Raw genomic sequence first — 12,849 nt, 5'->3', positions numbered from 1 at the left:
TTACGTGACCGGCACGGGAATACTTTCCAATATTGATTTGATAACCTCCTGCTTCTTTAATGCACTTTCTCTGCTATACTCTTCTTTGAATTCAACTCGGTGAGATATTACATAGGGAGCCACAAACTTCACATTTTCCGGGCTCAAATAGGTCCTTCCACCAAGATATGCATCGGCTTTAGCTGCGTTGATCAGAGCCAGAGCTCCTCTGGTCGAAAGACCTATACGCAGAAAGGGGCTTTTTCTAGTTGCTTCCACAACGTCAAGAACATATTCCATCACGGCATCAGACACATAGATATCTTGCCTAATCGCTCGCTGCATTTCAAGTATTTCTTCTGCGCTGGTTACAGGTTCAATAGAATAGATTTCCCGCCGCCGGCTCCCGCCTTGTAAAATTTGTCGCTCAGCGTCGCGATCAGGATATCCGATCTGGATTCTCATAGCGAAGCGATCCAGCTGTGAATCAGGTAAAGGAAAAACTCCAAAAGTTTCAGCAGGATTTTGAGTTGCTATTACAAAGAAGGGTTGGGGCAAAAGGTAGGAGTTCCCTTCAACGGTTACCTGCTTCTCACCCATAGCTTCAAGCAAAGCGCTTTGAGTTTTTGGACTTGCTCGATTTATTTCATCTACAAGCACAATGTTATGAAAAATCGGTCCAGGATGGAACTTGAAAACCCCTGCATCGCGATCATATACTGAAACCCCCGTCACATCAGACGGCAGAAGATCGTTAGTGCACTGGATACGGCTAAGATCCAAACCAAGAATTTTAGCGAGCCCAAGAGCTAGAGTAGTTTTACCTAAACCAGGTAAATCTTCGATTAGCAAGTGTCCTTTAGAAAAAAAGCATATCAAAGCGAGCCTGAGCGCCAGATCTTTCCCATGAAGATAATGAGAAAGTCGCTGAGAAATAAGACGGAAGATGGTGGCTCCCGGTGTGCTCATAACAAAAAAAGATTTTCCTCGACGAAAACATTATTCAACGAAAACAACCTGAGGTGATCCCGGCTCCCGGCGTTGATCAATAAAACCAATTTTGTAAGCCTTAACATTCGTCACCTGACATTCATCAAGAATGGCTTCTGCACTTTCTTTAGATGCTATAAGTATAAAACCGATTCCATTGTTGAATACCTTAAACATTTCCTCGTCGCTTATATGTCCCACTTCCTGAAGGAACGAAAATATAGGGGACACTTCCCAAGAGCCTCTAGAAATTACCGCCTGACAAGATTGCGGCAGAACTCTCGGAATATTGTCCATAAAACCACCGCCGGTGATGTGGACCATCCCTTTTATGGGTACCTGCTTTCTAAGAAGACGCATCACAACAGGGACATATATTTTTGTCGGCTTGAGGAGTTCTTCTCCTACAGTAACGCCACAAACTGAAATAAACGTTTCAGGAGTATATCCAAGTTGATCAAAAATAATCTTGCGCACCAGACTATAACCATTCGAATGTAAACCGTTAGAAGCAAGCCCTATCAGGACATCACCAAAGCTTACATTTGAACCATCAATAATATTTTCTTCGTCAACTATACCTACGGCGAAACCTGCGAGATCAAATTCCCCTGGTTGATAAAATCCGGGCATCTCAGCGGTTTCACCACCTATTAGTGCACAGGAGGCTTCTTTACACCCCTGGGCAATGCCAGAAACAATTGCCTCCAGAACGTCAAGATCAATTTGCGCCATTGCAACATAATCCAAAAAGAAAAGAGGTCTAGCCCCATGCACCAGGATATCGTTAACGCACATAGCAACAAGATCTATTCCCACCGTATCGTATTTCTTTGCAAGAAAGGCTACCTTTAGCTTGGTTCCGACTCCGTCGGTTGAAGCCACCAGAACTGGATTTTTGATCTCACTACAATTTATTGAGAAAAAGCCTCCAAAACCTCCAATTTCACTTTTTGCACCAGGAGTCATCGTTTTTTGAACAAAAGGCTTAATTCTATCTACCAGCCTAACCGCTTTTTCTAGATCGACTCCTGCTTCTTTGTATCGCCCCCCGCTTAAACTCACGATACTCTTCCTCCCAAATCTGCGTCTCTATAACTGTTACATCACACACTTTTGTTTTTTATATACTCCGGCTTGAAAAAAAAATGCAAACAATTTAACACTTTCAATATTTTATAGATGATTGCAACATTTCCAATACTTTTGGAAAAACCTGAAAAATGATAGGAAGGATAATAACATCAGGATCGTTAATATGCAGAGACGAAAAATTTTTCGTCTCTGCATAATTCACACACTATTTCCCGTCCCTACACATTTAAGCACTATTTTCGCCTCTACATACTTTAGCCTACAACACACTAAATTCTAAAACAGCTTTCCAAAATCTGGATCGACTTTGAAGAACTGCTTTTGAGCTGCCCCACAAACAGGACATTTTTCTGGAGGATGATCTTCTGCTGTGTAACCACATATTTTGCAAACATAGTAGTCTTTTTCGGGAAAACTTTCCATGTTTTCCAAAGCCTTTTTGTAAAGCTCGGCATGAACCTTTTCAACTTCGTTAGCATACTTAAAACTAATTTCAGCTTGTTTTTCTCCTTCTTCGATAGCTTCAGCAATCATTTGAGGATACATTTTTGTAAATTCGTGGGTTTCTCCAGAAATAGCATCATGAAGATTTTCCTTAGTTGACCCTATTCCCTTCAAAACTTTAAGATGCTTAAGGGAATGAACCATCTCAGCCGCTGCTGCAGCCTGAAAAAGTCTGGCAATTCCCGGATATCCTTCTTCTTTAGCCTTTTCAGCAAAGGCAAGGTATTTTCTCGTTGCCTGAGATTCTCCTGCAAAAGCTTCCTTTAGATTCTTTTTTGTCTTTTCCATAACATCTCCCCCATGAAATCTTTAATTTTTAAACGCCCAAATAAGCCCTCTTTACGTTCTCATCCTCAAGAAGGTCTTTTCCGCGCCCTTCCATAACAATTCTTCCGTTTTCGATCACATAAGCTCGATCGCAAATTGCAAGCGTCTGTTTTACATTCTGCTCCACCATAAAGATTGTAATACCTTCTTGATGGATACGCTGAATGAGCCGGAAAATTTCCTTCGTAAGGATAGGAGAAAGCCCAAGAGATGGTTCATCAAAAAGAAGCATATCAGGGCGCGACATTAATCCTCGCCCAATTGCACACATTTGTTGTTCGCCGCCGGACAGAGTCCCAGCTAACTGTTTTCTGCGCTCCTTAAGGCGTGGAAAAAGTTCAAAAACCCACTCCATAGTCTCACGGCGTTTAGCTTTTGCTCTGGGGGTAAGAGCGCCCATCTCCAGATTTTCCTGAACGGACATTTCCGGAAACAATTGTCTTCCTTCCGGCACATGAGCAATCCCTAGTTCTATGATTTTGTAAGGTGGGACCTGATCCAACCTAATAGGCCCGTTACCGTTATCAAAAATGATAGATCCTCTCATGGGACGAATTATGCCCGAAACTGTGCGAAGAGTAGTGCTTTTCCCGGCACCATTTGAACCAACCAAAACTACAAACTCATTACGTTTAACTTCCAGGCACACATCCCAAAGAATCTGTATATCACCGTATCCAGCATCAACGTGATCCAAAACCAGCATATTTCGTTAATCCTTTCCAAGATAAGCTTCAATGACTTGAGGATGATTTGCTACATCTTCAGGGCTACCACAGGCTATCTCTTGCCCGTAGTTAATACACAAAATTCTATCACAAAGACCCATAATTACATGCATTATGTGTTCTACTATAATTATGGTTACTCCCGAATCCCGAATTTTTTTGACAAGCCTAACACCTTCCATCTGCTCCTGCGGTGTAAGACCAGCCATAACTTCATCAAGGAGCAGAAGAGAAGGGTTTGTGGCAAGAGCTTTTGCAATTTCAAGACGTTTACGGTCGGCAACGGTAAGAGCTTTGCCTAGTAAATAAGCCTTATGTCCAAGATCACAAAAATCCAGCACCTCTTCAGCTTTTTCTTTAGCAACTTCAAAGGAATCGGTTCTAGCGAAAGCGCCGGTCATAACATTTTCGAGCACTGTCATGCGTCTAAGTGGTCTTGTTATTTGAAAGGTTCTACCGATGCCAAGCTTACATATTTTCCACGTAGGAAGTCCGTTAAGAATTTCTCCTTTGAATTCAATTGTCCCTGAAGATACAGGATACACTCCCATTATAAGATTAAAAACTGTTGTTTTTCCAGATCCGTTTGGACCTATAAGCCCAAGTATTTCTCCTTCACTCACAGAAAAGCTTAAGTTATTTACCGCAACAAGCCCTCCAAATCGCTTTGTAAGCCCTTTAACAGAAAAAAAGGTCATTACCAGATCCCCCTTTTCATGGTAGGAGCGACACTCCCCTACTAACTACGATTTTTCCTGAGATACAAGAGAAGGTTTACGCGAAAAGAAATTAGCAATTTTGTGCCAATCACCTATGATACCGTTAGGAAGATATCGAATTACAATAATGACCAGAATACCAAAAGCCAACACATGAGCTTCGCTAACCCATCGAGGTGCCAGTCCAAAGATAGAACTTCTGAAGGTTTCCTGTAGCCATACCATAATGAAAGCACCTAGAGGCGGTCCCCAAATAGTTCCAACACCTCCAATAATACTTACGAGAATAGCCATGATGGATATGTAATGAAGGGAAAAAACAACCTGAGGATCGATAAAAGCCATGTAATTCATATAAAAGGCGCCAGCTAATCCAGTAAAAAAGGAACTTATAATGATTGCTATGGTCTTATAGCGAAAAGCACTAACACCAATAGCTTCTGCAGCATCCTGATCTTCGCGAATAGCAACGAAATAATACCCCCATTTAGAATTAACAACTTTATACACTACTGCAACGCAAAGTATAGCTAGACATAAACCAATGTAGTAGTAGGGAATTTTGCTACGAAAGCTTTGAATAATTAGAATACCTAGCATACCACCGGTAAGGCTTTTCCAAACCTTGGCTACTTGAAGGAAAATCTCTCCAAAGGCGATAGTAGCAAGAGCAAAATAGGGACCTCTTAACCGAAAGCAAATCCAACCTATTATAAAACCCACTATCATTGTTACGGGACCGGCAAAAAGCATACCCCACCAGGCAGATATGTGAAGCTTTGTGACACAAAGACCCGCAGTGTAAGCTCCTGTCCCAAAGAATATGGCATGACCAAAAGATACTTGCCCGGCATAACCAGAAAGCAGGTTCCAGGAAGAACCAATAATAACCCAAATCAGACTAAGAATAAAAACGTGACGATAGTAATCGGAAGTCACAATAAATGGTAGAAGAAGCAGAGCAAGTATAAGTGCCAAAAGAGCCTTTTTCCTGTTCATTAGCAACATCCTCTATATTTTTGTAATTTTTTTAAGCCCACCCGGAAGGAAAATAAGCACAAGGATAAAAATAACCATAGCCACAGTGTCTCTTAGAGCCATAGATACATAGGTCGATCCTAACGATTCAGCAATTCCCAAAACAACGCCCCCAACAATGGCTCCCACCGTGCTTCCCATTCCCCCAAGCATAGTAATAACGAAAGCCTTCAAAGTGAATGGACCACCAATATCAGGAAACAGGTAGTAAATAGGCAAAAGCAGCGATCCAGCGGCAGCTACGAGCCCAGCTCCAATTCCATAGGTAAGAATTGTAATCCACTCTGCATTTACTCCTAAAAGAACAGCCGCTTCTTTGTTTTGAGCTGTAGCTCTAATGGATTTTCCTAAATCTGTCTTAAGAAGAAACCAGAAAAGAGCTATCGTAAGAACCAAAGCAATGCCAAATGCTATAAGCATGGGCAGGTTAATGGACAATCCCTTTAAGTAAATAGCGGACATACTATAGGATGTTTTCACCGATTTATAATCAGATCTAAAAATAAATCTCATAATTTCCGTAAGAACCATTCCAATACCCACTGTCATAAGCACCTGGTTTTCAGGCAAAATGGACTCAACTCTAAGTAAGGGATTCAAAAAGTATTTTTGAATGAAGAGCCCCAGCAAGAATAGAGCAGGCATAGTAATAATTAACGCCACATAAGGATCAATGTTAAACTGGGTAAACAGCACATAGGTTAAATACATAGACACCATCATGAGCTGTCCATGAGCGAGATTGATGATTTTCATTACTCCCATGATAAGAGTCATACCTATACCAACTAGAGCATAAATTCCGCCGATTAAAAATCCTGCTACCAATGTCTGAAAGAAAGTATACATAAATATCCAATTCCTCCTGATTTAGGAGTGTAACGCAAAACCCCTTTATTTTTCTAAATTAACCGAAAAAATAAATCTCAGAAAAAATATTGAATAATAAGGAGTGCAGAAATGGCTTTAAGACCATTCCCACACTCACTCCAATTTCTTATAAATTCTTGCTCTTTACTGTCCCCAAACCTTGTCCCAATCTATTGGATATACATAGGGCTTTGCAGCGATTTCCTTGGGCCAAACAAGTTCCAACTTGCCATCAATCCACTGAACAAGGTAGGTTGGGAGCTTGTTCTGGTTAGTCATCTTGTCGTAAGAAGTAAACTTAACAGGACCATAAGCTGTCATAAGATCAGTTTCCGCAAGAGCCTGCCTTACATCTTCAGGTTTCAAAGACTTTGCTCTCTTCAAAGCATCAGCAATCACATAAGCGGCTGCGTAAGCTTGAGCTCCATGGTATTCCGTATCGGATTTATACTTTTCTACAAACTTGTTGTAATACTCCTGTGCTCCAGGATATTTCAAAGTCTGATACCAAAGAGTTGCCGAAAAAACCGTTTCCGAAGCTTTCCCAGCGTTTTTCTGAAACTCGGGGAGAGTAAACCCAGCTCCACCACCAACAAAAAGCTTCGGTTTCAGGCGAAGTTCCATGGATTGTTTCATTAGAAGAGCAGCATCCATAACGTATGAAATCATGTAAACAAGATCCGGGTTTTTCTCTTTAACCTTGATAAGAAGAGGCTTAAAGTCAACTCCACCATGTTCATAGCCTTCATTCATAACAACTTGGATTCCTAATTCCTCACAGAGCTTTGCAAATTCTTTAGAACCAGAAGTTCCAAAGTTGGTGTTTTCGTAGAGAATTACAGCTGTTTTAGGTTTGACAACTTCCGTAAGAAAGCTTGCAAGAGCTTTTGGGTATTCACTAACTGGCTGATTGAGTCTGAAAACATATTCCCATCCTTGTTCTGTAATCTTATTGTCGGAACCTGTGTTAACGAGGAAGGGCATTTTATTTTGCTGAGCCACACCAGCTATAGCGAATGTTTCGGAGCTTCCGTAGCCTCCTCCAAGCATAACCACCTTATCTTTGGTAATCAATTTCTCAGCGGCAGATCTGGCAACATCTGGCCTACCTGTATCATCTTCAAAAATGAACTCAAGCTTCTTACCATTTATCCCGCCGGCTTTATTGATTTCCTCCAGGGCAAGCTCAAAAGATCTTTTTTCGATTTCCCCAAATTTCGCCTTTTCTCCTGTTAGAGGCAAAATAATACCAACCTTTATGGTTTCTTCAGCAAAAGTTGGCATTGCTACAGCCATACAGGCAATCAACACGAAACTCAAAAGCTTTTTCATGGCTAACCCTCCATTAAAAGGTTAATTGCACAAAAAGCTTAACAAAATATACAAAGCTGAACACATTAAAACGTGTCCATCCATTTTAATTTTAACACCAGTAGGTAAAAGCTTATTCCCTAACTGTATATAATTCAAGGATGCTAATTTTCAGAGATAAAGATAAACCCTCAATTATGGGCGAAGTAACTTTTAGCAAAATTTTTAAGACATTGTCAAAACATGTTTGGAGGCTGTTCTAAAAAGTTGGTGATATGTTCGTAGCGCCGGCCATTTTACGATATTGGTTGATGCGCGTATAGGGGATATTGTAGGGGCGACCGGCCGGTTGCCCCTACATGTAAAACAACCTCGCAGGGGGAGGATGAAGTTTGTAGGGGCAGGCCTTGTGCCTGCCCTATTATGGGGCAACCACAGGGGGTTGCCCCTACGATGTGCTTGAATGACAAAATTCAGCTTGGAAAATCTTCCCAGACTCAGGTGGCTAAAAAACGACCTAAATATATGATTCACCTCATAACTGTGGGACGACGCATGGGGTGCCCTCACAATTTATTACGGAGTTTTTTAAAACACCCTCAAACATGTTTGAGACTATTTTAAAACTTCCCTTATGGAGCGGCAAAGCAAAATAAACCACAGAAATTGCGGGGATGGATTTCAACCTGAAGGACACTTCCAAACGTAAGCAACTAAGAAACGATCCAATATATGATCCACCAGAATTGGGATAGGAGTGGTCAGTTTAACCGAATGCGGCGGTAGGATATTGTGATGGTCGCCGTCCTCGGCGACCGATGTATTGGAAATTTTACTCACGGGAGGACTTTCACTTCCAGGAGCACGCCCATACCGGCGCACCCAAAGTAGGGGCGAAAAATTTTTTGCCCCTACAACTCTACACTTGTGAGCCTATTGCCACGACAATCTTTGGATGGAAGAAATTTCGAAAGCTCTCAACCATGCTTTACGAAGTTCACCGGAGCGAGACTATAAACTCAAACTCGCTCCGGTCATTGATAACTACTTGGCCTTTTTTGCTGTCTGATTCTCTTCCGCCATTTTCAAAAGGTTTTCTTCAGAATCTATCATCCCAATATTTATTTTACCATTTGGAAAAATATAAGATGGAGTTCCCCGAACTCCCTTTGCCTGTAGAAAGCTCTCGGCTCCTTCAATTTTTTTCTTTCCTTCTTCACACTGATTCTCGGATTTATAACCACTTTCTAACCCAGGAAGACCCTTTTTGTCGCAAATGATAGAAATAGACTGTTCTTTAGCTCCAGAGTGTATAGACAGAGGGAAAAGCACAACGTGAACCTTAACCTTACCTTCATCCGCCAGCTTCTTTACTATCGGAAGCGCCTTTTTACAATAAGGACATTGAGGATCCGTTATGAAATAGAATTCAGGGCCGCTTTTGCCAACTGTGAAGGCAGTGAAGGAAGTTAATTTTTTAATGTCTTCGGCAGTTAGTTTGTTAAGTTCTTGAGAAGCCTCCTGTGTCAGATTTTTACCAGTTGCTATCTCAATTAGGTTGCCCGCAAAAAAATATTTTCCTGTCTGGTCAACATACAAAATATTATACCTATCCTGCACAAGCACATGAGCTTCGCAAATTCCTGGAAGTTCCTTAGAAGGCTGAATCTTTTTAACTTCAAAATTTTGATTAAATACCTTCTTTATTCCTTCCTGAACCTGCTCAGCGGTGGGACATGCTAAAACCGTCTTCGAGCTAAAAGCTAATGAGAAAAATCCAACCGCAATGATAATCCCTATCCAGCTTCTTCTAATTCGCGTCATTCCTTTCTCCTTCCTTCTTGATCGCTTTTTCTCTTAAGTAGCTACTTCTAACCACCCTTCAAATGCAGGTTACTTACTACCCACAAATAGAAAAATGATCAAGGACTATTAGGACACCAATTAGCTAATTAGATAGTTCTAGAGTGTCCAATATTAACTACATCAAATCAGAAAAGGCGCACTTAGCAGATCCCAACAAAGCGGCTCTATCACCCAGGAGGCTTTTGGTTATGACAATTTTATGAACATCCACCATAGAACAATGTTCTCTAAGAGCCTTTTCAAAGGAAGGTAAAAAGGCATTCCAAGCATTGCTTACTCCTCCGCCTATTACAGCGCGGAAAATCCCAAGGGTTGTAAAAACGTTAGAAATAGCAACACCAAGAATTTCGCCAAAACGGTTAAAAAGAGCTTGAGCATAGGGATCTCCAAATTGAGCTTGTTTATAGAGTACCTTCGCCGTTATATTATTTGCGTTATCAACATAATATTTGGGATTTATCGGTTTAAAAATGCAATTTTTCCAATCATTCTGAATGTCAGCTAAAACCTGCCTTATCAGTCCTCCTTCTGATGAGTAAGCTTCAAGACATCCCTTTTTACCGCAGTTGCAAACCATTCCTCCCGGGATAACCGTGGTATGACCAATCTCACCCGCAAAGCCGGCATCCCTATCACCTCTCCAGAGCTCTCCATTCAAAACAATACAACCCCCAACTCCTGTTCCAAGAGTTACCCCCAACCAGTTTTTCCAATCCTTTGCGCTTCCAACCCATCCTTCTCCAAGCCCAAAGGCGTTGGCGTCGTTTTCAATAACCACCGGTAAACTTAGAGCCGCGGAAAGTTCAGCAGCGATCGGAACATCATTCAAATGAGAAAGGTTTGGTGAAAAAAGAACCTTTCCCTTTGAGTAATCTATTTTTCCGGCTATACCTAGACCAATTCCCACAACTTTAAATCCAGACCGATCGGCCCAAAATACAAGCTCTTTAGACCAGCTTTTAATAGCTCTTATGAAAGCATGGGGATCAATACTTGATGCTTCTTTAACTTCTTTTTTGATTATGGAAAGAATTGTGCCGTTTCTATCTACCAAAGCAAGTCGAACATTAGTCCCACCAATGTCACCGGAAACAACAACTTCCTTTTTCACGATCTTTCACCCCCAAACAAAAAGCCCTCCCGACATGGAGGGCCTTTTACCACATTAACTTTTTCAAAAAGACTCTAATTTACCTCAGGTCTTGGGAGCAAACCAGCAGCTTCAATGATTTCCTTAGCTCTGTGTTCCCACTCTATAGCCATAAGATGTATTCCCGCAACTCCTGGAATCTCGCGAATCTCCTGAACCTGTTCCACAGCCATTTTAATTCCTTCTTCAGCCTGCTTATCTTTTGGAACACCCTGGAGACGTTTCAGGTAATAATCGGGAACATCAAGTCCAGGAACAGATTTAGCCATATATCGAGCCATACCAAGGGACTTAAGTGGAGTAATACCAGCAAGAATATAACACTTCTCAGCAAGTCCCATATCAACAACGCGCTTCATGTATTCTCGGAACTTCTCCATGTTGTAGATACACTGAGTCTGAACGAAATCTACTCCGGCGGCTATCTTTTTAGCAAGTCGGATGGGTCTGAAATCGAAAGGATCACCAAAGGGATTTACCGCCGCCCCTATGAAGAAGGAAGCTTTACCTTCGCATTCCTGCCCATTTAAAAGCTTTCCTTCGTCTCGCATCTTTTTTACAATCTGGATCAGTTGCATAGAATCGACATCAAAAACATTTTTCGCTTGAGGGTGATCGCCAAACTTATTGTGGTCGCCGGAAAGACACAGGACGTTACGTATTCCTAGAGCATAAGACCCAAGAAGATCACTCTGAATAGCAATTCTGTTTCTATCCCGACAGGTCATCTGAAGATTTGGTTCAAGCCCCAAATCAATAAGTATTTTACATACTGCCATACTACACATTCTAACAACTGACGTTTGGTTATCCGTTACGTTAATGGAATCTACAACCCCCCGTAGATGTTCTGCCTTTTTCTTGATAACCTCTACGTCAGCACCTCTTGGAGGTCCGAGCTCTCCAGTTACTGCAAAATGCCCTGCAGCTAATATCTTTTCTAATCTGCTTCCAGATTTCATAGCTTCATATCCTCCCTGACCACCTTTCGTGGTCCACCGTCTCTACTGGTTGACCAATCCTTTACGGGAAATACTTTGGCAAGTTCGTCAAGCTTGCCCAGATCTTTCATGCGATCATAGATGAGTTGCCAGGCACAGTCTACTTCAGGGCTAATCTCGCATTTCCCTTTTGCTGAACCACCGCATGGACCGTTGAAGAGACTCTTAGAGCATCTAGAAACAGGGCAGATTCCTCCAAAGTAGTGAATAATGCAATTTCCACAGGCTTGACAAAACTCAGCCCATACTCCATGCTCCAAAGCTCCACCTATAAAGGTCGTGTTAAGAGCCGGATAAACCGGGATATTGTAACGTTTAGCCATATACTGAGGTCCAACACTGCAAGCCATTGAGAGTATTGCTTCCACCCCGTCTTTTTCAATCACATCTGAAGCCTGTTCTATGTATTCAGGATCGCATTGACGCTCGAGAGTGCGTTCTACAATTTCTAAGGGTTTTCCTTCTTTTTTCCTCGCAATTCTTAAAGCCGATGCGAGGATTCCCACTTCCTTGGTGCCGCCGGCACAACATACGGTTACACATCCTTTACAACCTACAAGCAAAATCTTGTTGTACTCGGCGACCATCGCCATAATTTCTTGTATAGGTTTTCTTTCTGCAACAACCATTAGCTGGTTCCTCCTTGTAAGAAGGGCCACATTTTACTTTTAATTACGCTTATTCCAACCGATAATACCAAGAGACCGAATCCTTTCGGTCATATCTCTTGCTACTTTAGCAAAAAGCCCACCCTGTGAAGCACTTATATGAAACATTTCGACTCTTTCAGGTTCTAACCCTATTTCAGCAAAAAGCTTTTTAAGAGCAATTACCCGCTTTTTTGCTCTAAAGTTTCCATTTACAAAGTGGCAAGAACCTTCCTCGCAGCCAGCTACATAAACTCCATCAGCTCCATTCTCAAAAGCTTGAAGAATGAAAGTTTCATCAACTCGACCAGAACATGGAACCAATACTACATGAACATTAACAGGATAAGAAAGCCTCATAGACCCAGCTGCATCAGCAGCGGCATAGGCGCAATACATGCAACAAAAAGCTAAAATCCTAGGCTCATCTGATAACCCTTCGATAAATGTCGGAATTTCCACGGGGCATTACCTCATATCTTCGGGAGAAACACCAGAAATTTCTTTGGAATTGCCGCAATTCAGCCGTGCACCGTTATCGATCACTTAAACCTCGTTGACAGCCAAACATTGAAGAAGAATTTCACAATTTATCATCTCACCACCTACACCCATGCACATAGC

Annotated in this window: 13 protein-coding genes; all 13 read right to left on the bottom strand. The window is 41.7% G+C overall.

Annotated elements, in window-relative coordinates:
• The 13 genes from WHS38_08285 to WHS38_08225 all read right to left on the bottom strand — a co-directional run bounded on the left by WHS38_08285 (window position 1) and on the right by WHS38_08225 (window position 12,681).
• Window positions 1-948 (bottom strand): MoxR family ATPase, encoded by a 948-nt coding sequence (locus tag WHS38_08285; GenBank protein ID MEJ5300972.1) that lies wholly within the window; start codon window positions 946-948, stop codon window positions 1-3.
• Window positions 949-978: 30 nt separating this feature from the next.
• Window positions 979-2,034, bottom strand: coding sequence for a phosphoribosylformylglycinamidine cyclo-ligase (gene purM, locus WHS38_08280; GenBank protein ID MEJ5300971.1), 1,056 nt, complete (start codon window positions 2,032-2,034; stop codon window positions 979-981).
• A gap of 306 nt (window positions 2,035-2,340) precedes the next feature.
• Window positions 2,341-2,856, bottom strand: a complete 516-nt coding sequence (locus tag WHS38_08275) for a rubrerythrin family protein (GenBank protein MEJ5300970.1) — start codon at window positions 2,854-2,856, stop codon at window positions 2,341-2,343.
• Window positions 2,857-2,884: 28 nt separating this feature from the next.
• Window positions 2,885-3,601, bottom strand: a complete 717-nt coding sequence (locus WHS38_08270) for an ABC transporter ATP-binding protein (GenBank protein MEJ5300969.1) — start codon at window positions 3,599-3,601, stop codon at window positions 2,885-2,887.
• A gap of 6 nt (window positions 3,602-3,607) precedes the next feature.
• The gene (locus WHS38_08265; GenBank protein ID MEJ5300968.1) at window positions 3,608-4,321 is read right to left on the bottom strand and encodes an ABC transporter ATP-binding protein; all 714 of its coding nucleotides are present in this window, start codon (window positions 4,319-4,321) and stop codon (window positions 3,608-3,610) included.
• A 45-nt stretch (window positions 4,322-4,366) separates the two neighbouring features.
• Window positions 4,367-5,341: a branched-chain amino acid ABC transporter permease gene (locus WHS38_08260; protein MEJ5300967.1), complete on the bottom strand. Its 975-nt coding sequence runs from the start codon at window positions 5,339-5,341 to the stop codon at window positions 4,367-4,369.
• Between the two features lie 12 nt (window positions 5,342-5,353).
• Complete coding sequence (locus tag WHS38_08255; protein ID MEJ5300966.1) at window positions 5,354-6,229, bottom strand: branched-chain amino acid ABC transporter permease; 876 nt, start codon at window positions 6,227-6,229, stop codon at window positions 5,354-5,356.
• Window positions 6,230-6,394: 165 nt separating this feature from the next.
• Entirely contained in the window at window positions 6,395-7,582 is a 1,188-nt protein-coding gene (locus WHS38_08250) for an ABC transporter substrate-binding protein (protein MEJ5300965.1), read from the bottom strand.
• A gap of 1,023 nt (window positions 7,583-8,605) precedes the next feature.
• Window positions 8,606-9,385, bottom strand: coding sequence for a DsbC family protein (locus tag WHS38_08245; GenBank protein ID MEJ5300964.1), 780 nt, complete (start codon window positions 9,383-9,385; stop codon window positions 8,606-8,608).
• A 157-nt stretch (window positions 9,386-9,542) separates the two neighbouring features.
• A complete protein-coding gene (locus WHS38_08240) occupies window positions 9,543-10,538 on the bottom strand; it encodes an ROK family protein (protein ID MEJ5300963.1) in 996 nt (331 codons plus the stop codon).
• Between the two features lie 74 nt (window positions 10,539-10,612).
• Entirely contained in the window at window positions 10,613-11,539 is a 927-nt protein-coding gene (locus tag WHS38_08235; GenBank protein ID MEJ5300962.1) for a methylenetetrahydrofolate reductase, read from the bottom strand.
• Window positions 11,536-12,207 (bottom strand): methylenetetrahydrofolate reductase C-terminal domain-containing protein, encoded by a 672-nt coding sequence (locus WHS38_08230; protein MEJ5300961.1) that lies wholly within the window; start codon window positions 12,205-12,207, stop codon window positions 11,536-11,538. Before WHS38_08230 ends, WHS38_08235 begins: the two co-directional genes overlap by 4 nt.
• A 39-nt stretch (window positions 12,208-12,246) precedes the next feature.
• The gene (locus tag WHS38_08225; protein ID MEJ5300960.1) at window positions 12,247-12,681 is read right to left on the bottom strand and encodes a hydrogenase iron-sulfur subunit; all 435 of its coding nucleotides are present in this window, start codon (window positions 12,679-12,681) and stop codon (window positions 12,247-12,249) included.
• Between the last annotated feature and the right edge of the window lie 168 nt (window positions 12,682-12,849).

The organism is Thermodesulforhabdaceae bacterium, assembly GCA_037482015.1.
Taxonomy (GTDB): domain Bacteria; phylum Desulfobacterota; class Syntrophobacteria; order Syntrophobacterales; family Thermodesulforhabdaceae; genus JAOACS01.
The sequence above is the reverse complement of the archived record's forward strand: the minus strand, read 5'-3'. Positions and strand labels throughout refer to the sequence as shown.

Coding starts and splice junctions, on each gene's coding strand:
- WHS38_08255 (MEJ5300966.1), bottom strand. CDS start 6,229: ATGTATACTTTCTTTCAGACATTGGTAGCAGGATTTTTAATCGGCGGA.
- WHS38_08285 (MEJ5300972.1), bottom strand. CDS start 948: ATGAGCACACCGGGAGCCACCATCTTCCGTCTTATTTCTCAGCGACTT.
- WHS38_08260 (MEJ5300967.1), bottom strand. CDS start 5,341: ATGAACAGGAAAAAGGCTCTTTTGGCACTTATACTTGCTCTGCTTCTT.
- WHS38_08275 (MEJ5300970.1), bottom strand. CDS start 2,856: ATGGAAAAGACAAAAAAGAATCTAAAGGAAGCTTTTGCAGGAGAATCT.
- WHS38_08250 (MEJ5300965.1), bottom strand. CDS start 7,582: ATGAAAAAGCTTTTGAGTTTCGTGTTGATTGCCTGTATGGCTGTAGCA.
- WHS38_08265 (MEJ5300968.1), bottom strand. CDS start 4,321: ATGACCTTTTTTTCTGTTAAAGGGCTTACAAAGCGATTTGGAGGGCTT.
- WHS38_08245 (MEJ5300964.1), bottom strand. CDS start 9,385: ATGACGCGAATTAGAAGAAGCTGGATAGGGATTATCATTGCGGTTGGA.
- WHS38_08270 (MEJ5300969.1), bottom strand. CDS start 3,601: ATGCTGGTTTTGGATCACGTTGATGCTGGATACGGTGATATACAGATT.
- WHS38_08230 (MEJ5300961.1), bottom strand. CDS start 12,207: ATGGTTGTTGCAGAAAGAAAACCTATACAAGAAATTATGGCGATGGTC.
- WHS38_08235 (MEJ5300962.1), bottom strand. CDS start 11,539: ATGAAATCTGGAAGCAGATTAGAAAAGATATTAGCTGCAGGGCATTTT.